The 22882-nt window shown below is 62.4% G+C and carries 19 protein-coding genes; 7 read left to right on the forward strand and 12 right to left on the reverse strand.

Annotation, left to right across the window (positions count from 1 at the left end; genetic code table 11):
• Positions 1-62 precede the first annotated feature (62 nt).
• The 6 genes from NKI69_RS32110 to argH all read right to left on the reverse strand — a co-directional run bounded on the left by NKI69_RS32110 (position 63) and on the right by argH (position 7335).
• A complete protein-coding gene (locus NKI69_RS32110) occupies positions 63-359 on the reverse strand; it encodes a glyoxalase superfamily protein (protein ID WP_352723315.1) in 297 nt (98 codons plus the stop codon).
• A gap of 112 nt (positions 360-471) precedes the next feature.
• The gene (locus tag NKI69_RS32115) at positions 472-3060 is read right to left on the reverse strand and encodes a TIGR02302 family protein (RefSeq protein ID WP_352723317.1); all 2589 of its coding nucleotides are present in this window, start codon (positions 3058-3060) and stop codon (positions 472-474) included.
• Positions 3061-3295: 235 nt separating this feature from the next.
• Complete coding sequence (locus tag NKI69_RS32120; RefSeq protein WP_128304651.1) at positions 3296-4237, reverse strand: threonine/serine dehydratase; 942 nt, start codon at positions 4235-4237, stop codon at positions 3296-3298.
• A 39-nt stretch (positions 4238-4276) separates the two neighbouring features.
• The gene (lysA, locus tag NKI69_RS32125) at positions 4277-5545 is read right to left on the reverse strand and encodes a diaminopimelate decarboxylase (RefSeq protein WP_128304650.1); all 1269 of its coding nucleotides are present in this window, start codon (positions 5543-5545) and stop codon (positions 4277-4279) included.
• Between the two features lie 64 nt (positions 5546-5609).
• Complete coding sequence (lptM, locus tag NKI69_RS32130; protein ID WP_023811112.1) at positions 5610-5816, reverse strand: LPS translocon maturation chaperone LptM; 207 nt, start codon at positions 5814-5816, stop codon at positions 5610-5612.
• A 118-nt stretch (positions 5817-5934) separates the two neighbouring features.
• Positions 5935-7335 carry an argininosuccinate lyase gene (gene argH / locus NKI69_RS32135; protein WP_128304649.1) on the reverse strand — a complete coding sequence of 467 codons (1401 nt, stop codon included), beginning with the start codon at positions 7333-7335 and terminating at the stop codon, positions 5935-5937.
• Between the two features lie 35 nt (positions 7336-7370).
• Between argH and tlpA the strand changes: the two genes are divergently transcribed.
• Positions 7371-8060 carry a thiol:disulfide interchange protein TlpA gene (tlpA, locus tag NKI69_RS32140; protein ID WP_352723318.1) on the forward strand — a complete coding sequence of 230 codons (690 nt, stop codon included), beginning with the start codon at positions 7371-7373 and terminating at the stop codon, positions 8058-8060.
• Here the strand turns inward: tlpA and NKI69_RS32145 are convergent.
• Positions 8057-10489 carry an EAL domain-containing protein gene (locus NKI69_RS32145; protein WP_352723319.1) on the reverse strand — a complete coding sequence of 811 codons (2433 nt, stop codon included), beginning with the start codon at positions 10487-10489 and terminating at the stop codon, positions 8057-8059. The genes tlpA and NKI69_RS32145 overlap by 4 nt on opposite strands.
• 360 nt (positions 10490-10849) lie before the next feature.
• On the opposite strand from NKI69_RS32145, the gene ugpB reads away from it, so the two are divergent.
• The 4 genes from ugpB (at position 10850) to NKI69_RS32165 (ending at position 15173) form a co-directional block, all read left to right on the forward strand.
• A complete protein-coding gene (gene ugpB, locus NKI69_RS32150; RefSeq protein ID WP_023811116.1) occupies positions 10850-12160 on the forward strand; it encodes a sn-glycerol-3-phosphate ABC transporter substrate-binding protein UgpB in 1311 nt (436 codons plus the stop codon).
• Between the two features lie 195 nt (positions 12161-12355).
• Positions 12356-13240, forward strand: a complete 885-nt coding sequence (gene ugpA, locus NKI69_RS32155; RefSeq protein ID WP_023811118.1) for a sn-glycerol-3-phosphate ABC transporter permease UgpA — start codon at positions 12356-12358, stop codon at positions 13238-13240.
• A 9-nt stretch (positions 13241-13249) separates the two neighbouring features.
• A complete protein-coding gene (ugpE, locus tag NKI69_RS32160; protein WP_352723320.1) occupies positions 13250-14098 on the forward strand; it encodes a sn-glycerol-3-phosphate ABC transporter permease UgpE in 849 nt (282 codons plus the stop codon).
• Positions 14099-14105: 7 nt separating this feature from the next.
• Positions 14106-15173: a sn-glycerol-3-phosphate import ATP-binding protein UgpC gene (locus tag NKI69_RS32165; protein WP_023811120.1), complete on the forward strand. Its 1068-nt coding sequence runs from the start codon at positions 14106-14108 to the stop codon at positions 15171-15173.
• A gap of 13 nt (positions 15174-15186) precedes the next feature.
• Here the strand turns inward: NKI69_RS32165 and NKI69_RS32170 are convergent, their stop codons facing one another.
• From NKI69_RS32170 to NKI69_RS32190, 5 genes are all read right to left on the reverse strand, one after another.
• Positions 15187-16269, reverse strand: a complete 1083-nt coding sequence (locus NKI69_RS32170; RefSeq protein ID WP_023811121.1) for an ABC transporter ATP-binding protein — start codon at positions 16267-16269, stop codon at positions 15187-15189.
• Positions 16266-17846, reverse strand: a complete 1581-nt coding sequence (locus NKI69_RS32175; protein ID WP_352723327.1) for an ABC transporter permease — start codon at positions 17844-17846, stop codon at positions 16266-16268. The genes NKI69_RS32170 and NKI69_RS32175 overlap by 4 nt, the downstream gene beginning before the upstream one ends.
• Positions 17847-18020: 174 nt before the next feature.
• The gene (locus NKI69_RS32180) at positions 18021-19028 is read right to left on the reverse strand and encodes an iron ABC transporter substrate-binding protein (RefSeq protein ID WP_352723321.1); all 1008 of its coding nucleotides are present in this window, start codon (positions 19026-19028) and stop codon (positions 18021-18023) included.
• Between the two features lie 158 nt (positions 19029-19186).
• On the reverse strand, positions 19187-20413 hold the full coding sequence (locus NKI69_RS32185; RefSeq protein WP_128304641.1) for a cytochrome P450: 1227 nt from the start codon (positions 20411-20413) through the stop codon (positions 19187-19189).
• The gene (locus NKI69_RS32190) at positions 20410-21183 is read right to left on the reverse strand and encodes a GNAT family N-acetyltransferase (RefSeq protein WP_196815322.1); all 774 of its coding nucleotides are present in this window, start codon (positions 21181-21183) and stop codon (positions 20410-20412) included. Before NKI69_RS32190 ends, NKI69_RS32185 begins: the two co-directional genes overlap by 4 nt.
• On the opposite strand from NKI69_RS32190, the gene NKI69_RS32195 reads away from it, so the two are divergent.
• Both NKI69_RS32195 and NKI69_RS32200 read left to right on the forward strand, forming a co-directional pair.
• Positions 21154-22173, forward strand: a complete 1020-nt coding sequence (locus NKI69_RS32195; RefSeq protein ID WP_023811126.1) for a hypothetical protein — start codon at positions 21154-21156, stop codon at positions 22171-22173. The genes NKI69_RS32190 and NKI69_RS32195 overlap by 30 nt on opposite strands.
• A 156-nt stretch (positions 22174-22329) precedes the next feature.
• Positions 22330-22860, forward strand: coding sequence for a sigma-70 family RNA polymerase sigma factor (locus NKI69_RS32200; RefSeq protein ID WP_128304640.1), 531 nt, complete (start codon positions 22330-22332; stop codon positions 22858-22860).
• The last annotated feature ends 22 nt before the right edge of the window (positions 22861-22882 follow it).

A 22882-nucleotide genomic window follows, 5' to 3' on the forward strand; every position in this document is an offset into this window, starting at 1 on the left:
CGTCGAAACAATCGAGGCAGCCGAATGCAAGAACTACTTCGAAAACGCAGGCTACGCTTCCGTCAAAATATGAAACGCTCTAGCCGGGCGAAGCGGTAGTTTTTGCCGATCAGTTCGCCATGAAGAGCCGTGATGTCCTCGACCTCGATGCGCAGGGCGATGCCGGGTGCACCGTCGCCATGATGTTCGCTGAGATGCAGAACGCAGCCGTCGCGGCCGACCGCCATGTAAAGCGGCGCGTCGTCCGCGAAGCGATGTTCCCACTGCACCTCGAAGCCGAGGAAGCCGACATAGAATTCACGCGCCTTGGCAATGTCGAAGATGCGCAGGATGGGTGTGACGGCGCCAAGTCTGGGCATGGTGGTGCAACCGTGCGAGAGGATTTTTCAGGTGGGACGGACGCGGGCGGCAATCCTATGTTTTTTCGCAATTCCGGACGGAAAACCGCTTCACACTTTTCCTGGAATTGCTCTATTTCAGCTCGAGCAGCCGTTCCAGATAGCTGCGTTCGATATCAGGGCTGAGCGCATTGCCGAGCCGCTTGCGGATCGCTTCCAGTATCTGGCGGGCACGCTGCACGTCGATCTCGTCGGGCACCTTCACCGAATCGCCGAAGTCGGGACCCGTGCTGGCGCGTGGCCGGCCGAGCGGATCACGATCGGCGTTCTGCTGGCGGCCGCCTTCCTCGCCGCCGCCCTGGTCGCCTTGCACGGCCTGCATCTGCTTCATCATGTCCTTGGCGCCCTTGCGCAGCGCTTCCAGCGCCCGGCCCTGATGACCGACGGCCGCATCGCCTTCGCCCTCGCCGAGTGCCTGTTCGGCATTGCCCATGGACTTGCCGGCCTCGCCAAATCCTTCATTGGGCTCCATACCCATGCCTTCGAGGCCCTTCTTCAGCTGCTCGAGGTCGCTTTGCAACTGGCCCTGGCCCTGCTGCAGCTGTTTCAGCGCATCGGCGAATTCCTGGGGCGTCATCGGCTTTTGCCGGGCGAGCGGATCGCGGTCTTCGCCGACGCCGGGTCTGTCCTCATCCTGGCCGCCTTCGCCGAGCTGCTCGTCACGGTTCTGCCCGCGCTGGCGCTCGCCGCGCTGCATCTGATCCATGCGGAAGGTGTCGTTCATCATCTCCTGCTGACGTCGCAGGATCTCGCCCAGCTTGTCCATCTGTTGGCGCATCTCGCTGTCCTGCTGGCCGCCTTGCTGCTGACGGCCGGCTTGCAGATTGTTCATCATGTCCTGCAGTTGCGACAGCAGTTGCTGGGCCTTGTCGCGATCACCGGACTTGGCCAGGTTTTCGATCTGGTCCATCATGCGATCGATGTCGCTCTGGCGCAGTTCCTGGCCGTTCTGCTGCATCTGCGGGGCGTTGGGATTCTGCTTGGCGCGCTCCGCGAATTCCTGCAGGAACTGGTTCATCGCCTCGCGCAGTTCCTTCATCGCCTTTTCGATTTCAGCGTCGCTTGCGCCATTCTTGATGGCGTCCTGCAGCGCCTGTTGCGCCTGACGCAGCCGTTTTTCGGCGGCCGAAAGATTGCCTTCCTCGATGCCGAGCGCGATTTCCCAGAGATAGGAGACTTCGCTGCGCAATTGATCGTCGCTCTCGGCCATCTTCAGCCGGGTGCGGGCGCTCATGATGGCAAGGTAGTGGGACATGTTGTCGAACGTGTCTTCCGGCCGCAGCGTGATGGCGTCCATCAGGTCGAGCACGCGCGGCTTGGCGTTGGCGTCGAGCGCCAGCAGGCGGCGCTGTTCGATCACGGCGCGTGCCAGCGGATTGGCGAAAGGCCGCTCCGGCATCAGCAGCGTCTTGGTTTGGCTCGATGCGGTGTGCCCGCCATCGTCGGTGGCGACCAGCGTCAGCTTGATGCTGCTGCCGGCCCAGACATGCTCGGTCAGGTCCTTGGAGGTCCTGGCGGCGTTCGACTTGCCGCCGCGGCGCGGCAGCGTCAGCGGCATTTCAGGTGCACCGTACAGCGGACGCGCATTCGGCGCCTGCGGATCGGCGAGCGCGAACACCGCCCTGGCGGTGGCGGCGCCATAGTCGTCGTCGATCTGGTAGTTTAGCTCGAAGGCGCCGTTGGCGGCGCGCTTGGGCTCGCCGACGAAGCGGATCTGCGGCGGCTTGTCCGATACGACCGCGAAGGCCCAGCGGCCGAGCTGGTCCTCGCCCGACGTCAGCGTCAGCGTGCCGTCGCCGGTCAGCTTGCTGGTGAACTGGCGCACCTTGGACGGCGGCGCCGGGCTTGCAGCCGGCTTGGCGGCGGCCTGCGGCGCAGCGGGGTCGATGACGCGGGCGTTGCCATTCTTGTCGGCATAGCCGAGCGTTTCCTCACCCGAGCCGCCCGTCACGCGCAGCGAAACGTCACTGCCTTCGGGAACCGTAAAGGTCGGGATCGCCTGGTTTGCATCGGCGGTCAGGAAGATCGGCGGCTTGCCGGTATAGGCCGGTGGCGTCACCCATGCATCGATGCGCGGAGGCACGATATCGCGCGTCCCATGGGCATTGAAGCCGTCGCTGATCCTGCCGCCCGTCGGTCCGAAGGAGAAGGCGAAGGCGGTAACGAGCAAAAGGGCCGCCACCGCGCGCAGCCCCCAGGGGTCGCGCTCCGGCACGCGCGTGCGCGGCAGGTCGGCGCCAAGGTTGTCGAGCTTTCCGGCCATGCGCTTCTGGTGTTCACGCCACAACGCCTGCGAGAAGCTGCTTTCCCTGCCGCTGGGCCGGTCGGTCTGCACCAGCACCGGGCTGTGCAACAATTGATTGGCGGCCTCGATGCGGCGGTCGATTTCGCCGGCGCCCGGCAGGCGGAAGAAGCGCAGCGGATAGAGCGCGGCCAGTGCCGCTATGGCAAAAGCAGCGACGAGGCCGATGCGCGCCATATCCGGCAGCCGGGAGAACAGCCCGAGCCAGGAGATGCTGAGGAACAGGCTGGCGACGATGACGAGCGGAAGCAGCAACGGCCAGCCGCGCTCGACCATCATCGAGACCCGCGTCGCCAGCCGGCTCACGGCCAGCCGCCCGGCGAGGCCGCGATTGCTGCTGAAGGTGGGTCGTTGCGTCATCGGCCCTTCCTTGAGCCTATCCCGGAAACCGGGATGCGGCCCTATCCCTATGAGCATGATCTGTTCCGAAAGGGATTTCACTTTTCGGGATCATGCTGTGGAGCGGGCAGGATAGCCCGACGCCTCACGACTCAAAGAATACCAGCAAACACGGCAAAGGCGAGGCAGTTCGGAAAAACGTGAAGTGGCCGTTATCGTTCCATCCTGCATACCCTTCAGAAGTTGGTGGGCCCCTTTAGAAGGTAGCGGGGTCTGCATTCGCCCCGCAGACCAGTACGGCGACCCGTTCGCCCGCCGCCGGCGCATAGCGGCCGGACAGGACCGCGGCAAAGGCGGCCGCACCTCCCGGCTCGGAGATGATGCGAGCCCGGTTCCACAGCGCCTTCTGCGCGGCGATGATGTCGTCGTCACTGACCAGGATCGAGCGTTCGACAAAGGCCTCGGCGATCGGGAACATCATTTCGCCGACGCGCTTTGGCGCCAGCGAATCGGCGGCGATGCCCTCGGCCGGTGCGTCGACGGGGTGTCCGGCCTCGAAGGCGCGATGCAGCGTCGGCGCTCCTTCCGGCTCGACGGCGATGATGCGGATGCGGCCGGCAAACCAGGCAGCGATGCCGCCGATCAGGCCGCCGCCGCCGACAGCGACCAGCAGCGTGTCGATCTTAGGCAAATCGCTCTCGATTTCGAGCCCGAGCGTGCCTTGGCCGACGAGCGTTTCCTCCTGGTTGAAGGCATGAATCTGCAAGGCGCCGGTTTTCTCGGCGAAACGTTCGCTGGCCGCCAACGCCTCGGCATAGCGGGCGCCGCCGACGATCAGCTCGGCGCCGTAGCTGCGGATCCGTTCCAGCTTGGCCGCCGGGCTCACCTCGGGAACGAAGATGGTCGCCTTATGGCCCAGCCGCATGGCGGCATAGGCGACGGCCGCGCCATGGTTGCCGCCCGATGCCGCGACGACACCGGCGTCGGGAACCGGCCGCTCCAGGAGATTGGTGAAAGCGCCGCGCGCCTTGAACGAGCCGGAATGCTGCAGGCATTCGAGCTTCAGGTCGACGGCCAGCGGCGGCCGGTCGAAGTCGGCCATGTCGACGCGCAGCACTGGCGTGAGCCTGATATAGGGGCGGATGCGCGGTTCCATTGCGGCAATGCGCTCGCGTGTGACGGTGATGCCGTTCGTCATGATTGCTCCCTGTGACGGGTAGGTGTGTTTCCGGCGCTTCTATGCAAGCCAGTCGGGCATGGAATCCAGCCCGATCAGGTCGTCATAGGTCAGGCGTGGGCGCACGACGTGGAACCGGTCGCCGTCGACCAGCACTTCCGGAACCAGCAGACGCGTGTTGTAGGTGCCGGCCTGTACCGCGCCATAGGCGCCGGCGGTGGAGACGGCAATCAGGTCGCCGGCCTTCAGCCTGGGCAGATCGCGGTCCAGGCCGATATAGTCGCCGGTCTCGCAGACCGGGCCGACCACGTCGACCATCATGCGCGGCGTGTCGGCCGGCGGCTGCACGACCGGACGGATGTCGTGGAAGGCGTCGTAGAGCGTCGGCCGGATGAGATCGTTCATTGCGGCGTCGACGACGAGGAAGTTCTTGGCGTCGCCTTCCTTCACGAAGATCACTTCCGAGACGAGGATGCCGGCATTGCCTGATATCAGCCGGCCAGGCTCGAACATCACCTTTAGCCCGAGCTTGGTGACATGCTTCCTGACGATCTGGGCATAGGCGTCGGGCAGCGGCGGCGGGTTGTTGTCGATGCGGTAGGGAATGCCGAGCCCGCCGCCGACATCGATATGCTCGATGGCATGGCCGTCCGCCCGTAGCGCGCCGACGAGATCGACAAGCAGGGCGAAGGCATCGTCGAAGGGCTGCAGCTCGGTGATCTGGCTGCCGATATGGGTATCGATGCCGGTGATCCTGATGCCGGGAAGCTTTGCCGCGCGGGCATAAACCTGCCGCGCCCGCTGCCACGGGATGCCGAACTTGTTCTCGGCCTTGCCGGTGGAGATCTTCTTGTGGGTCTTGGCGTCGACGTCGGGATTGATGCGCAGCGAGATCGGCGCCACCTTGCCAAGGGCAGTGGCCCGCGCCGACAACAGCTCGAGTTCAGGCTCGGACTCGACGTTGAAGCAAAGGATGCCGGCGGCAAGGGCAAAGTCCATTTCGCGCGCGGTCTTGCCGACGCCCGAAAACAGGATCTTGCCGGCCGGAATGCCGGCGGCCAGCGCCCGGCGCAATTCACCTTCCGAAACCACGTCGGCGCCGGCGCCGAGCTTGGCCAGCGTCCGCAGGACGGCCTGGTTGGAATTGGCCTTCATGGCGTAGCAGACCAGCGCGTCGAGCCCGGCAAAGGACTGGGCAAACACCCGGTAGTGCCTGGTCAGGGTGGCCGTCGAATAGCAGTAGAATGGCGTGCCGATCTGTGCGGCGATATCTGGTATCGCCACGTCCTCCGCATGGAGCACGCCGTCGCGGTAGTCGAAATGGTTCACGAGAGTGGTTCCGGAAAGTTGGGGCTCGATGAGATCGGGTTGGAAGGCCCCGCTCTCGTCGGCTCTAGATCAGCGGGTCGAGGATGAATTTCTTGTCCTTGACCGGTTTTTCCGGCTCCGGCGGCACGGGCTGGTGGGCCTTCGAGGCATCCTTGCGCGCCTGCACGGCCGCCTCATAGGGCGTGTCGAGAGCGCCCCTCCTGCCGCAGGCCGAAACGGCCGCGATCGCAACCAGCAGCGTCAGCGTCACCAAAATCCTGCTTCCGGTCATCGATCCATCCGTCCGAAACGTTTGTCAGCCGCCGCTTTTAGCCGAGTTCTCGGCGCATTGCACCCCGAGATATTGCTCGTCGAAATATCCGGGATATTACTGCTCGCAATATCCGGCATTACGCCTTCGCCAGCCGCTTTTTCCAGGCGCGGATCTGCTTCCTCACTTCCGACGGCGCGGTGCCGCCGAAACTGATGCGGCTCTTGACCGAGTTCTGCACCGCCAGCACCGAAAATATGTCGGCCGTGATGCCGGAATTGATCGACTGCAAATCCTCCAGTGAAAGCCTCTCCAGCCCCACCTTCTTGTCTTCGGCCAGCGCCACCGCCCGGCCGGTGACATGATGCGCTTCGCGGAACGGCAGGCCGAGCGTGCGCACCAGCCAGTCGGCAAGGTCGGTTGCTGTCGCGTGGCCGGAGCCGGCGGCCTTCTTCATCGCGGCAGCGTTGACCGTCATGTCCGAGACCATGCCGGTCATCGCCGCCAGCATCAGGTCGAGCGTCTCGGCGGCGTCGAACACCGATTCCTTGTCTTCCTGCATATCCTTGCCATAGGTCAAAGGCATGCCCTTCATCACCGTTAGCAGGCCGACCAGATGACCGGTGACGCGGCCGGTCTTGCCGCGCACCAGTTCGGCGGCATCGGGGTTCTTCTTCTGCGGCATGATCGAGGAGCCGGTGGAAAACGAGTCCGACAGCCTGACGAAGCCGAACTGCGGCGTCGACCAGATGATGATCTCTTCGGCCAGCCGTGACAGATGCGTGGCGCAGATCGCGGCAAGAGCGAGGAACTCAAGCGCGAAATCGCGATCCGAGACGCTGTCGAGCGAATTGCGCATCGGCTCCCGGAAGCCGAGCGCCTTGGCGGTCCGGTGACGGTCGATCGGGAAGCTGGTGCCGGCGAGGGCCGCGGCACCGAGCGGGCTTTCGTCCATCCGCTCGATCGCATCGCGCACACGCGACAGGTCGCGCGAAAACATCTCGACATAGGCCATGCAGTGATGGCCGAAGGTCACCGGTTGTGCCGCCTGCATATGGGTAAAGCCCGGCATCACGGTCGCGGCATGCTCCTCGGCCCGCTCCAGCAGCGCCTCGATCAGCCCTTTCAACGCCTCGGCGACGCGAAAGCACTCATCCTTGACCCACAGCCTCAAATCGACTGCGACTTGATCATTGCGCGAGCGGGCGGTGTGCAGCCGGCCGGCCGCCGGGCCGATCAGATCGGCGAGGCGCGCCTCGATGTTCATGTGGATGTCTTCGAGCCGTGTCGAAAACTCGAAGCTGCCGGCCTCGATCTCTTTCAGGATCGTGTTCAGCCCGTCAGCAATTTTTTCTTGGTCGGCCGCCGAAATAATGCCCGTTTGCGCCAGCATCTCGCTGTGGGCGATCGAGCCTTTGATGTCCTGCGCATAGAGTTTGCGGTCGAAGGAGATAGACGCGTTGATCGCTTCCATGATCGCGGCCGGACCCGAGGCAAAACGTCCGCCCCACATCTGGTTGCTGGTTTTCTTGTCGCTCATGGCTATAACCCGTGCTTCGGAGCAGTTTTGAAAAAATGGCAGACGGTAGTAGATTCTTCCCGGCCCCGCGCCTGATCCTCGCCGCCTTGGTGGCGGGCGCGCTGGCGGGCGCGGTCGCGGTATATGTCAGCGAGAGCCGGTCTGGCAACAATGCACCGGCACAAGCTGCCGTGGATGAGAGCAAGGACGATGTCGCCTGCGCGGCCAAGAGCGACCGCGCCAAGAAAATCGCGGCGTCGGCCACCGGTGAGGTTGCGGCACTTTTGCCGGCCGATCCGCCACAATCCCTGAAGAGCCTTGCCTTCAATGGCCCGGACGGCAAGCCGATGACGCTTGCCGATCATGCCGGCAAGACGGTGCTGCTCAATCTGTGGGCGACATGGTGCGCGCCGTGCCGTGCCGAAATGCCGGCGCTCGATGCGCTGCAGAAGGAAAAGGGCAGCGACTCCTTTGAAGTGGTCGCCGTCAATGTCGATGCCGGCGACGATGTGAAGCCGAAGAAGTTCCTCAGCGATACCGGCGTCACGACGCTCGATTATTACCGGGATTCGACGATGGAGCTGTTCAACGACCTCAAGAAGCGCGGCCTGGCGCTAGGCCTTCCCGTTACCATGCTGATCGACGGCGAAGGCTGCCTGATCGCCCATATGAACGGCCCGGCCGAATGGTCGGGGCCGGACGCCAGGCGGCTGATCGAGACGGCACTCAAGCCCGAGAGTTTTTAAGCCCTATTGAGGACAGGCGCGGGTGCGAAGGCCAGAACGCTTCTGTCGCGCAAGGTGGCGGGTTTGCTGCCGACAGCGGGTGCGACTACACCGGTCAGCTCGCCGAATTCCTCGATGAGAGCTGGCCTGCCGATGTAATAGCCCTGGCCGATCTCGCAGGCTTCGGCGTCCAGGAATTTCAGTTCGCCGAGCGTCTCGACACCTTCCGCCAGAACCGGCAGGCCGAGACCGCGTCCAAGTCCCAGGACGGCGCGCACGATCGCCGCGACCTGGCCGTTCTTGTCGACGGACTTGATGAAGGAGCCATCGATCTTGATCTTGTCGAAGGGGAAGGCGCGAAGGTTGGAGAGCGAGGAATAGCCTGTACCAAAATCGTCCATGGCGACGCGCACGCCCAGCGCCTTGACCTGCCGCAAGGTGGCCAGTGCCCGCGGCATGTCCTTAACAAGCGCCGTCTCGGTGATCTCAAGCTCGAGCCTGCCGGGCGCCAGGCCGGAATTCAGCAAGGTTTCGTGGACCTTGCGGCTGAAATTCGTGTTGTGGAGCTGCACCGCCGAAACGTTGACGGCCACCGTCAGCGGATTTTCCCAGCGGGCGGCTTCCTCGCAGGCAGCCGTCAGCACCCATTCGCCAATCTGGCCAATGGCTCCGCTGTCTTCGGCCACCGGGATGAATATGCTCGGCGACACGTCGCCGCGCGTCGGATGCCGCCAGCGGACCAGCGCTTCGAAACCGACCATCTTTCCGCTGCTGATCTCTTTCTGCGGCTGATAGACGAGGTAGAACTCCTGGCGCGCAACCGCCTGGCGCAGTTCGTGCTCCATCACGCGCTTGTCGCGCGCCTCGGCCCCCATCGAAGCTTCGAAATAGCGATAGGTGTCCTTGCCTTCGGTCTTGGCCCGGTAGAGTGCCGTATCGGCGTGGCTTATCAAGCTGGCCTGGTTCTCGGCATCCGATGGATAAAGCGCAATGCCGATGCTGGCCGACACCAGGCCGCCGCCGACAGAAAGCCGGTTTTCCTCGCGCATGGCGGTCAGCACCGCGTCGGCGATACGGCCGGCCTCCAACGGGTCGGTCAGGTTCGGCGCGATGATGGCGAATTCGTCGCCGCCCAGCCGCGCCACCATCTGTCCCTGGCGAAGGATGCCGGTAATGCAATGCGCAACCTTCTGCAGCATGGCGTCCCCGGCGCCATGCCCATACAGGTCGTTGACCTCCTTGAACCGGTCGAGATCGAGCAGCAGAAGCGCAAGCTGGCCGCCTTTTCTGGTGCGGCCCATCGCAGCAATTTCCGTCTCCAGCCGGCCGGAAAAGCTGCGGCGATTGGCCAGTCCGGTCAATGGATCGAAATGGGCAAGCCGCAGGATCTCCTGTTCCGCCTTCTTGCGCTCGCGAATGTCGCGGACCGCGACCACGTTGTGCGGCTTGCCACAGTAGTCGATGCTCCTGGCGATCAACTCGACAGGAATGCTCGTGCCATCGCGGCCGCTCAATTCGGCCTCCTGCGGCTGTTCGCCGAAGCCTGACATGTCGGATCCGAAGAGATCGCCAAGCTGCATTCCGTTCAGCGTCGCTGTTGCGATGCCCGTCAATGTCGCCATGCTGTCATTGGCACTGATGATGCGGTTGCCGTCGCAGACGATCAGCCCCTCCACGGCGGCATTGGCCAGGCCGTGCATGCGGTCGACCTCGAGCTTCTGGCGACGGAAGCGCAAATCGATCCACAGCGCCGATGCCGACAGGACCAGGATCACCAATGTGGCGGCGGCGGCGGCGAAAGCCTGCGAGGTCGGCTCGATCGTGTATTCGGATATGACGATCGAGGGATCGGGGAAGATCGAGACGGCACCCATGCCGATGAAATGCAGGGTGCAGATTGCCAGCGTCAGCAGCACCGCGCCGCCGGATGTCGCCTTCAGGGAGGGGCGGCGCTGCACGACACGCAGCGCCAGCGCCGCGAGCGTTACGCCGGCCAGAAGGGAAACGGCGACAAGCAACAGGTTCCACTCGATGCGGCCCTGAACCTCGAACGCCGCCATACCAATGTAGTGCATGGCCGCGATACCGCCGCCCAGCACGGCGCCGCCGACGAGATGATAATCTAACTCATTCCGCAAGGTGGCGATCCACATGCCGGCTGCCGTCAGAGTGACCGAAGCAGCGAGCGAAAGCACGGAGAGTGCGGGATCGTAAGCACTGGGTATGCCCGGTGTGAATGCGAGCATGGCGATGAAGTGCGTTGCCCAGATGCCGAAGCCGGTCGAAGTGGCCGCGATCATCAGCCAGGCAAGCCGGTTCCGATCGGTGGAGCGGCTTATGTGATGAAGCAGGTTGACGGCAGAGAAACAGGAAATTCCGCAGATCAGCGCGGCAAGTGCGACCAGTCTCAGATCGTGTTCGTTGACGATACAATTGTAGACCGTCAGCATTTTATTTCACCTGATCTTTGGAAATAAACAGGGCAGCAGGATTGAGTAGCGCGTTGCCGTTGAGGGATCGATAAAGTCGCCTGCAACCTTGGCGTGTCTCTTCGGGTTGCGGCGGCTGCAATCAGGGCTGACACGCCGAAGCCAGCTTGGCAGTTCCGATGGTAGTTCCTGGCGCGCTTGTCGTCGCGCTAAGCCGGCTAACCGTGTGGCTTTCCATGTCTCCAAGCGGAGGCGAGGGTGGCGTGAGGTAAAGGGTGAAGTTCGTCGATCTGCAACAAAACCGTTGTCTGATTGTCACGAGCGACACATATTGCCTTCGCGGGAGTGCCCCTTTCGCCAATGACAAACGGGAGATGAAACATGAAGTCCTTCGGCTTCGCGGCCGGTGTTGCCGCCACCTTTATGCTGCTTTCCTCAACCTCCGCTTTTGCTGTCACGCAGATCAGTTGGTGGCACGCCATGACTGGCGCCAATGCCGAAGTTGTCGACAAGATCTCCAAAGATTTCAATGCCAGCCAGAGCGACTATGAACTCGTTCCGGTGTTCAAAGGCACGTATCCCGAGACGCTGAATGCCGGCATCGCCGCCTACCGCGCGGGCCAGGCGCCCGATATCATGCAGGTGTTCGATGTCGGCACCGGCGTGATGATGGCAGCCGAAGGCGCAATCAAGCCGGCAGCCGATGTGTTGACCAGCGCTGGAATGACCTTCGACAAGAGCCAGTATCTGCCAGGCATAGTCGGCTATTATTCGAAGCCGGACGGCACCATGCTCTCCTTCCCCTACAACTCCTCCTCGCCGATCCTTTATTACAACAAGGATATCTTCAAGAAGGCTGGTCTCGACGTCGACAGCCCACCCAAGACCTGGAATGAGGTGTGGGAAGACGCCAAGAAGATCAAGGCGAGCGGCGCAGCCGCCTGCGGCTACACCTCGACCTGGCTGACCTGGATCCATCTGGAGAATTTCGCGGCCTGGAATGACGTGTCATGGGCCACCCAGCAGAACGGTCTGGCCGGCGGCGATGTCGAGCTCAAGATCAATGCGCCGATTTTCGTCAACCATTTCCAAGCGCTCGCAGACCTCGCCAAGGACGGCACCTTCAAATATGGCGGCCGCACCTCCGAAGCCAAGCAGATCTTCCTCGCTGGCGAATGCGGGATCATGACCGAATCCTCCGGCGGCCTTGGCGATATCGTCAAGTCCGGCATGAATTACGGCATCGGCCAATTGCCCTATGACAGCGACGCCAAGGGCGCGCCGCAGAACACGACGCCGGGTGGCGCCAGCCTGTGGGTTTTCGCTGATAAATCCGACGAGGAATACAAGGGCGTCGCGGCCTTCTTCGCCTACCTGTCGAAGACCGAGGTGCAAGAATACCTGCACCAGAAGTCGGGTTATCTGCCGGTGACGCTGGCGGCTTATGAAGCGACCAAGAAGTCCGGTTTCTATGACAAGAACGTCGGTCGCGAGACCCCGATCCTGCAGATGACGGGTAAGGCACCGACCGACAATTCCAAGGGCGTACGTCTGCCGAACCTGCCGCAGGTGCGCGATATCCAGAACGAGGAGTTCGAGAAGATGCTCGCCGGCCAGCAAACCGCCCAGCAGGCGCTCGACAATGCGGTTACGCGTGGCAACGCCGCGATCAAGGAAGCGCTGGGGAATTAGAGCGAGCGCAGGTCCTTTGCTCTACGGCGCGCCCATCTGTCCTGCCAGGCATCTCCCCTCGGCGAGGGGAGTTTTGCCGTCCCTTGCGATTTCGCCAATGGTCGATGATGCCAACGCCGAAACGCTCTTCAAAGCCATCTTGGCGAAGAGGGGTGCCGCATCGTGCCGCCCGCCTCATCACCTCGGAGTGGCTCCATGACCCCTCGCGTCGTGTTTCCCAACAAGATCCTTCCCTACCTGCTGGTGGCGCCGCAACTGGCCATCACGCTCGTTTTTTTCTACTGGCCGGCCGGTCAGGCGTTCTACCAATCCATGCTCAGGCAGGACCCGTTCGGACTGAGGACCAAGTTCGTCTGGTTCGCCAATTTCAGGAAAGTGCTTGCCGATCCGGCCTACCTGAACTCGATCAAGGTCACGGTGGTGTTTTCCCTTGCGACCGCTATCGTCGCCATGTGCGTGGCGCTCCTGCTCGCGGTCATGGCAGAGAAGGTGGTGCGCGGCAAAGGTCTCTACCGCACGCTCTTGATCTGGCCCTACGCGGTGGCGCCGGCGATCGCCGGTATGTTGTGGCTGTTCCTCTTCAACCCGTCGATCGGGTCGCTGGCCTACATGCTGAGGAGTTTCGGCATCGCCTGGGATCCACTGCTCAACGGCACCCACGCCATGATCCTGCTGGTGTCCGCCGCTGCCTGGAAGCAGATCAGCTACAATTTCCTGTTCTTCGTCGCCGGCCTGCAGGCGGTGCCGAAAGCCTTGATCGAGGCGGCGGCCATGGACGGCGCCGGCGAGACCAAGCGATTCTGGACCATCGTCTTCCCGCTGCTTGCGCCGACGACCTTCTTCCTGCTGGTCGTCAACACCGTCTATGCCCTGTTCGACACCTTCGGCATCGTCCATGCCGTCACCGGGGGTGGTCCGGGCAAGACGACTGAGACGCTGGTCTACAAGGTCTACAATGACGGCTTCGTCAATCTGATCCTCGGTGACTCGGCGGCGCAGTCGGTCATCCTGATGGTCATCGTCATCTCGCTCACGGCCATCCAGTTCCGCTACGTGGAACGCAAAGTCCATTACGGCTGAGGGCGAGCGATGATCGGCCAGTCACCGCTCCGCACCGTCATCGCCCACGTCGTGCTGATCCTCGGCATACTGATCGTCGCCTTCCCGATCTACTACACATTCGTTGCCTCGACGCAGACGCTGCAAACGATCCTCAGGCCGCCGTTGCCGCTCCTGCCCGGCTATCAGTTCTGGAACAATTACGCCGAAGCGCTGTTCGGCGGTGTCGGTCGCATCGGCGGCGTCAGCGTCGGTCGATTGCTGCTCAACACCACGGTCATGGCGCTCGGCATCGCGGTGGGGAAGATTTTCATCTCGATCCTGTCGGCCTATGCGATCGTGTTCTTCCGTTTTCCGCTGCGGATGGTCTTCTTCTGGCTGATCTTCATCACCCTGATGCTTCCCGTTGAGGTGCGCATCCTGCCGACCTACAAGGTGATGGTCGATCTCGGCATGATCGACACCTATGCCGGCTTGATCATCCCGCTGATCGCCTCGGCCACCGCCACATTGCTGTTTCGACAGTTTTTCATGACCATTCCAGGTGAGCTGGTGGAGGCGGCGCGTGTCGACGGTGCGGGGCCGTGGCGCTTTTTCTTCGATATCCTGTTGCCGCTGTCGCGGACAAACATCGCGGCGCTGTTCGTCATCCTCTTCATTTATGGCTGGACGCAGTATCTGTGGCCGCTGCTCGTCACCAACAGCAGCAACATGAACACGATCGTCATCGCGCTCAGAAAGATGGTCTCCTTCGCCGATGCCGATACGCAATGGAACCTGGTCATGGTCACAGCGATGCTGGCCATCGTGCCGCCGATCCTGGTCGTGGTGCTGATGCAACGCTGGTTCGTTCGCGGCCTGGTCGATTCCGAAAAGTGAGAAGCTGATGGCGACCGTCGATCTGAAGGATGTGAAGAAGGTCTACCCCAGCGGTTTCGAGGCCGTGAAGGGCGTTTCAATCGCAGTTCCCGACAAGGAGCTTTGCGTGCTGGTCGGCCCATCGGGCTGCGGCAAGTCCACGCTGCTCAGAATGATCGCCGGGCTCGAAACCATCTCCTCGGGAACAGTTGCGATCGATGGCAAGATCGTAAACTCAGTCGGTCCGACCGAGCGTGACATCGCCATGGTGTTCCAGAACTATGCGCTCTATCCGCATATGAAAGTCTACGACAATATGGCCTATGGGCTGCGCAACCGCGGCACGCCGAAGGACGAGATCGACAGCCGGGTTCGCGCGACGGCGAAAATACTGGAACTTTCGGCGCTGCTCGACCGCCGCCCGCGGGAGCTTTCCGGCGGCCAGCGCCAGCGTGTCGCCATGGGTCGTGCCATTGTGCGCAACCCGAGGGTTTTCCTGTTCGACGAGCCGCTCTCCAATCTCGATGCCAAATTGCGTGGCCAGATGCGGGTCGAGATAAAGAACCTGCAACGCTCGCTTGGCGTCACGTCGGTCTATGTCACGCATGACCAGCTCGAGGCGATGACGTTGGCCGACATTCTCGTCGTCATGAATGCCGGACTGGTCGAGCAAATGGGGGCGCCGCTCGACGTCTACGAAAGACCGGCCTCGACCTTCGTCGCTTCCTTCATCGGCGCGCCGCCGATGAATCTCCTGGCACTGACCGAAGGCGCCTCGGGCGCGGTGCTCGCAGACGGCACGGCGATCGCTTTCGCGCCTCGGGAGGCAAGAGCTGCGACCCTCGGTTTTCGGCCCGAGGATGCCGACGTCACCTTCAATGCGGAGGCGCCGTCCGGCGCGCTCGTCCTGCCGGCGCTGGTCGAGGCAGTCGAACCGGTAGGCGCCGAAAGTTTCCTTCACTGTGCGGCAGGCGGCAACCGCATCGTCGTGCGTGTCGCGGGTCGCGCCACCGCCACGGTTGGCAACCAATTGCGCGTGGTTGCCAAGGCAGAAAAGCTGCACTGGTTCGATCAGGCAGGAAAGCGCGTCGGTTAACCGCATACGGCGTTCAGGCGAAGACATGCGCCTTTCCCGATACGGTCAGTCGGACGATCTCGCCGACCGCCGGCGCGTCCATGCCCGGTTTGCGCAGGACCAGCGGCGTGTTGCCGATCGCTGCCGCATCGGGCGGATCGGCATTGTTCAAGAGCCGCACCGCGACCGTGCACATCGAGCCGGCGAATTCCGATTCCGTCACTTCGCCGAACAGCATGTCCGAGGTGCCGGACATGCCCTCGCGCGACGTTCTCTTCAGCGCGATCTGCTCCGGGCGAAGCATGATGCGGGCGATATCGCGGCTGTCATTGGTGTCCACCGCGATGCGGCCGAGCGGCGAGTTGGCGAAGCCATTCGATATCTTGGCCGGCAGGATGATGGCGTCGCCCAGGAATTCGGCGATCATCCTGTCCTTCGGCTTGAGATAGAGCTCGCGCGGCGTGCCGATTTGCGAGAACTTGCCGTCGCGCATCACCGCGACCTGGCTGGCAAAGGACAGCGCCTCGGCCTGGTCGTGCGTCACCAGGATGGTGGTGATGCCGGCGGCCTCCAGCAGCTCGGCCACCGCCTTGCGCATTGAGGCGCGCAGGCCGGTATCGAGCGCCGAGAACGGCTCGTCGAGCAGCATCAGCCGAGGCTTCATCGCCATGGCGCGGGCCAGTGCCACACGCTGCTGCTGGCCGCCGGAAAGCTCGTGCGGGCGACGTTTGAGGATCGCCTTGTCGAGCCCGACTATATAGGCGAGCTCGACGATGCGCTCAGCGCGCTTGTCCTCGCCGCGGCCCATGCCGAAACCGATATTGTCGCCAATGGTCAGATGCGGAAACAGGGCACCATCCTGCGCCACCACGCCGATGCCTCGCCGATATGCCGGCACCGCAGCGCCGCCATTGGCCAATATCGTACCGTCGAGCGTGATGTGCCCCTGGTCCGGCGCCTCGAAGCCGGCAATCAGCCGCAGCAGGGTCGTCTTGCCGCAGCCGGAAGGACCGACAATCGCCGTGCGGCTGCCGCTGGCGACGTTCATGTCGACGCCGGCAAGGGCCGACACCGGGCCGTACTGCTTGTGCAGGCCGCTGATTTCGAGAAAGCTCATCGTCCGGCCATCCGTTTCGACTGGACATAGAGCAGCCAGGTCAAGGGCAGCGACATCGCCACCATGATGAAGGCGTAAGGTGCCGCGGAGGCATAATCAATCTCACCGCTGTAGGACCAGAACGCCATCGCCAGCGTGCGGGTACCGTTGGGCGCCAGCATTTGGGTGGCGGTCAGTTCGTTCATGATGCCGAGCGCCACCAGCGCCATGCCGGCCGCGGCACCAGGCGCCGATAGGCGGATCGTCGTCGACCACAACGCCTGCAGCGGCGGCCGGCCGAGGCTGGAAGCGGCGCGTTCGAGTTCGACCGGCGCCTGCGCGATCGACGCCCGCAGGCTGACCAGCGCGCGCGGCAGGAACATCAGCGCATAGGCCACCAGGATGGTGAACAGGGTCTGGTAGAGCGGCAGCGCGATGCGCACCGTGATGGTGACCAGCGCCAGTGCAATGACAACCCCCGGCAACGAGCCGACAATGTAGTTGCAGCCCTCCAGCAGGCGCTGCAACGGCCCCGGCGCGCGGATCGAGATCCAGGCCATCGGCATGGCGGCGACCGTGGCCAGCAAGGCGCCGGCGAGCGCCAGGAACAGCGTCTGGCCAAGCGCCAGGCCGATCTCGTTCAGGCGCCAGACAGCGGCGCCGCCGGCGGCAAGCCAGCCGCCGATGGTGACGAACGGCACGCCGAGCGCCAAAAGCGTGGTGACGACAAGCAAGAGCAGGCTAGGGATGGTGGCGCGTCCGAGGCTCGTGCGTTGCTGATGGCGCGCCGCACCTGAGCCGACGCGGGCATAGCGCTCCTCACCGCGCACCAGCACTTCGAGGCCGAGCAGCACGAAGCAGCAACTGACCAGCACGCCGGCCAGCATGTTGGCGGCCGGTCCGTTGAAGGTCGACTGGAACTGGTCGACGATCGCCGTGGTGAAGGTGTCGAAGCGGATGAAGACATAGAGGCCGTACTCGGCCAGCAGATGCAGGCCGACCAACAGCGAGCCGCCGCAGATGGCGAGCCGCAATTGCGGCAGCACGACCCGCCAGAACACGCGCCGGGGCCCAAGGCCGAGTGCGGCGGCGGCGTCCTCGAGGGCGGGATCGAGACGGCGCAATGCCGCCGACACCGGCAGATACAGGAACGGGAAATAGGCGATCACGGAAACCAGCACGCCGGCCCACAGGCCGTGCAGTCCCGGCACCATGGTGATCCAGGCATAGCTGTGCACGAAAGCCGGGATGGCGAGCGGCGCCACGCATAGCCAGGCCCAGAGCCGGGCGCCCGGCAGGTCGCTGCGTTCGGTCAGCCAGGCCAGCGCAACCGACAGCACGATGGTGATCGGCACGGAGAGCGCGACCAGCAGGACAGTGTTGACCAGAAGCTCGCCGACACGCGGCCGGAAGACCAGCGCCGAGACGGTTTCCCAGCCGGTCTGCACCGCGATCCAGATGATGAAGGCGAGCGGCACCAGCGCCAGCAGCGCAACGAAGATGGCGGCGAGGACCAGCCAAAGCGGTGCGCGTCGCCGGGCCCTTCGACCTGTGCCCGAAGGCAGGCCCGAGCGCGCGAGATCAACCGCGGACTGCATCAGATCAGACGCCGTGCCGCTGCCGTCCAGCGGCAGCAATTGAAGGACCGCGATCACGGCCGGGAACACAGCGTGTCGTCATCGACGAATGCCATCTCGAAAAACAAAATCACTCCCGCGGAAGGCGAATTCCCGCGGGAGCGTGGTCGGGTGTCCTTTTAGGACGAATGGCAACTAAAGCAAGCCGGCTGCCGTCATCAGGTCGGTGACCTTCTTGGAGTTCAGCGTCGTGGCGTCGACCTTCGGCGCCTGCAGATCGGCGAGCGGCACCAGCTTCGGGTTGGACTCGGCACCCTTGCCGACCGCGTATTCGAAGGAATCGCCGGTTTTCAGCACGTCCTGGCCGCCCTTGCCGGTCAGCCATTTCAGGAAGGCCTGGGCTTCCTTGGGATGCTTGCTCGAGGCCAGCACACCGCCGCCGGAGATCGAGACGAACGCGCCCGGATCCTGGTTCTTGAAATAGTGCAGCTCGACATTCCCGCTGTTTTCGCCGGTCTTGGCCTGATCGCCGAAGTAGTAATAGTGATAGATCACGCCGCCTTCGATCTCGCCGGCATTGACCGCCTTCATCACCGTGCTGTTGCCCTTATAGGCGGTGAAGTTGGTTTTCATCGCCTTCAGCCAGTCGGCGGTAGCGGCTTCGCCCTTGAGCTGGAGCAGGGCACTGACGATGGCCTGGAAATCGGCGCCTGACGGGGAGGCGGCCCAACGGCCCTTCCAGCTCGGATCGGCGAGGTCAAGCATCGACTTGGGCAACTGGTCGGCGGTCAGCTTGGTCTTGTTATAGGCAAAGACCGTGCTGCGCGCTGCGACGCCGACCCATTTGCCGCTGGCCGGCTGATAGTCCTGGGGAACCTGTGCCAACGTGTCGGCGTCGACCGGCGCGAACAGGCCGGCCGTCTCGACCAGCACCATGGCCGGCGAGTTTTCCGTCAGGAACACGTCGGCCGGCGAAGCAGTGCCCTCAGCGACGATCTGGTTGGAGAAGTCGCTGTCGCCGCCATTGCGCACGGTGACCTTGATCCCGGTTTCCTTGGTGAATCCTTCGGCCCACGCCTTGGTCAGGCTTTCGTGCTGGGCGTTGTAGACAATGATGCCGGCATCCTCGGCCATCGACGGGCTGGCGATCAGCATGATTGCCAGCGCGGTGGCGCCGGCGAGGGTGGAAAGAGCGTATTTCATGTCATTGTCCTAAAGTTCGGTTGGCACCGGCTCACCTACCGATACCTGACAGCCTTAGTCAACATTGGTGATCTGCTTCAATCGGCCGCTGAAGCACAAACGCTTGATGTCGGGCTCACAATTCCAAGTGATGAAGTGACGCGAATGGCGTGCCGAATTCAACCCGATGTTTGATCGGCCGACCGGATGAATGGGGCGGCTTGCAAACCGTGGAAAAGCACCGAATGCCGCCTGACGACCCTGGGAAGATCCAAGCACCAGCCTTTGGCCTGCGTGAACAAGGCCTCCAGCAGTACAGCCATTTCTAACCGGGCGACGTGTTGACCCAGACAGGCATGCAGTCCGGTGCCAAAGGCAAGGGCCGACGAAATGCCGGAACCCAAATCCAACCGGTCGCCCGCCGGAAAAACAGAAATGTCTCGATTGGCGCTCGCCAGCACGGGTACAACGGCCTGCCCGGCTTTTATGGTTGCGCCACCAAACTGCAAATCTTCCGCGGCGATACGCGCTCCGGCATAGTGAACCGGAGCGCAAAAACGGAGCAGCTCTTCGGCTGCTGAAAACCAACTGACTTTCCCATCTGCAAGCAGCGAAAGCTGTTCAGGGAAGCGTGCAAGCGCGACCAGCGCATTGCCGAAGGTATCGACGACTGTCGCCTGCCCGGCAAAGAGCAGGAATACGATGTTTGCAATGGCATCGTCTTTCAGCCAGCGGCCAGCCTCGACTTCGGCAAGCATCTGAGCTGAAATACCGTTTGGGCGCACAGCACCGTGTTCTATCACGCTGGATACCCATGCCTCCAACCGGCGGCAGGCATCGTTTGCGTCTTCGTCTACGCCTCCGGCCCTTATTTCCAGGGCGTTGGCCATAAGCTGTGCGTCGGCGCCAATCCGCCAGGGATCGTCCATGTCGATACCAAGGATCTGTTCCAGGCCTGAAAACGATAGCGGCAGGCCTATATCACGAACCGCGTCGAACTCCGGTTTTTGTACAGCTGCCTGCGTAAGTTCCGACGCTTTGGCCGCAAGCCGGTCGAACAGCCCATTGCTGGAGGAAAAGCTTAGCGAACCAGCCAATGGGCGGCGCAGGCGCATGTGCCGCGGCGGGTCGGACAGCAGCATGGAACGGGTCAACAGGTCCAGGGCCGGATTGGCGCTGATCTTTTGCCTGACCTCCTGATAGGCGCCCGGCGGTGCCTGCAGCAACAGCGGGTGTTTCAAGGCCTGGGAAACAAGCGCATGGCTGAACACGTAGAAGGCTTCACCGACCTCGGGATAAGGAGGTTTGCCCCAACTGGCGCCTCCTGAACTCCGACGACGGGCGAATTCGGGAAACGCATCGCTGCCATGGGCAATGGGGTCAAATAGATCAGCTTGATCTGTCATCGGGCAAGATCGACAGCAAAGATAACGCGAAATCCGCCGGAACTCATGTCTTCAGGTAGAAAATCGGACGCGAGATGTAGAAATTCGCACCGGAGAACACGGTTATAGAACCGCAGTAGCGGATCCCTCGTTATTGATTCCACCGAAGGCATGACACCGGTCCGATGCCAATCGTCGATGGTCCGACGAAATTCCGGATCCGGCCGAACCTTGTCGGGCAACTCGTCCTGTGCTCCCGCGTAGGACGGGCAACGTCCGTCGCCGACCAACCAACGCGCACCGACCTGCCGGCCATAGTCAGACATTTGCGACAACAGGCGGCGTGCCATGTCGGTGCCGCGGAATTCGGGTCGCACACCAAGATTGTAAACGTAGAGTGACCGTGCAGGTTGGCTCCTGACAAGCGAAGAGTAGGCGGAGAAGGTCTTGGGGAACCTTCCCGTATCGTGCGGATCTTGGCTGGTTTCCACGAAGCAGATCGCGCCTGCAACAAGGTTCTCAACCATGGCCAGGATCATTGTATGCCCGAGCGAAAGCCGGTGGTGAATTGTTTTTTCGCTGGCACCGAGTCGTCCCCAGGCTGCGGCCTCCATCGCGGCCATGCCCGGAACGTCGTCTGCCACAAGTTGTTGAAATACGATCATCTTCATCGTCGAAAGGCCGCTCGTAATTGCGATATCGAATCGATAATTTTCTGATACCAGCTGTTGATGGGTGCATGAGTAGGGGCGGGTTGTCTCATGATCTTCTATGTTTGCCATCGCTTGCATGCCTATACCCTGGCAAGCCTGCTACTCTATTTTCGAACTGATTTGCAGGATTCTGTGCGCTTTGTCCCCTATGACGAACGGGCGCATCTGCTTGAGATTTCCAGAGGCACCGTTCTTTGGACGGATTTGGACCGACTGAGCGAAGCAGAGATTGAAGCATGCTCCAATCTCAGCCAGCGAATGAAGTCGCAGCAGCCTGATCTGTTTCAACTCAACCATCCGCGAAAAAGCCTTCAGCGTTTCGATCTATTGCGTATGCTGTTCGCGGACGGCATCAATGATTTCAATGTATACAGACCCGAAATTCTGCCGGCGGGAATGCGTTTTCCTGTCTTTCTGCGTGACGAGACGGGCGCCGCTTATAAAGTGCCGCCGCTGTTGCAATCGCCGGCGGAACTCGGCGAGGCGCTCTCGAACCTGGGTACGATGAATTTTGTTCGCCCCATGGTGGTGGAGTTTGGAGCAAAGGCTGGTGCCGATGGCAGCTACCGAAAATACTCGGCATATCGGATCGGCGAGCGCAGTTATGCGCAACACTGCTTCGCCAGCAAGGAGTGGTTCATAAAGGTACAGGGAGGCGGTATGTCGGGGCAACATCGGGTCGAGCATACCGCCTTTGTGCGCGACAATCCGCATGCGGTAGAGCTGATGCCGATTTTCGAGAAGGCGGGGATCTCATATGGCAGGATCGACTACACCATTGTCGATGGTCGCATCCAGGTTTTCGAGATCAACACCAATCCCACTGTATTGAACGACCCTCCCACACCCTTCGACAGATATGATTCGTTGCCTTACGCCAACATGCATGCAGATGCCTTGGCACAGCTGCCATATGCTAACGATCCCCTATCCACTCCGGATATCGATGAGACACATCTCCAGATCTTGGGCCGCCTGAGAAACAAGTACCGTCGCAGACGAATGAAGCTGACCGTTCGAAAGGGCTTCAGGTCTTTCCGGGATGCCATGTTCGGCGCCAAGCCTTGAGTTCAAGAACAAGAGCGCGGGGCAATATCGCACTGGCGATCGGCGCGCAGTGTGCAGCAAACTTTCGTGATTTGCCGGCAGTTTGGCTTGGACATTATTTCGCCGGCCACGTAACAAATCAGCGCCGAGACGCGAAATTCGGGGGAGTGAACTCTTGTGAGCGGCAAGGACGAGGCCGAACTTTCCCGGCTGATGCGGGCCGCCATCGCGGGAGATGAAAGGGCTTACGCCGACTTTCTGCACCGGATTGCCGCGCTGGTTCGCGGTTTTGCCAGGCGCAAGATCGTGCTGGGCGGGGTCGATCCCGAGGATGTCGTGCAGGAAACCTTGCTGGCCATTCATGTGAAACGACATACCTGGCGCCAGGATGCGCCGGTGTTGCCGTGGATCTACGCGATCGCCCGCTTCAAGCTGATCGATGCGTTCCGGCGGCGCGGACGGCGCATCGAGATCGACATCGACGATATCGCCGAGACGTTCGCCGAGCCGGAAACCGAGACCGTCAGCGAGCGAGACATCAACCGGGCATTGCACAGCCTGTCGCCGGCACAGCGCGCCGTGGTCTCGGCCGTGTCGGTGGAAGGGCGGTCCATCGGTGAGACGGCGGCGAAGTTCGGCATCAGCGAGACGGCGGTGCGTGTGTCGCTGCATCGCGGACTTGCCGCGATAGCCAAGCGATTCGGGTAGGGGCGGTTCGGGCGGGAATGAC

This window comes from Mesorhizobium sp. M0491 (genome assembly GCF_040321265.1).
Taxonomy (GTDB): Bacteria; Pseudomonadota; Alphaproteobacteria; order Rhizobiales; family Rhizobiaceae; genus Mesorhizobium.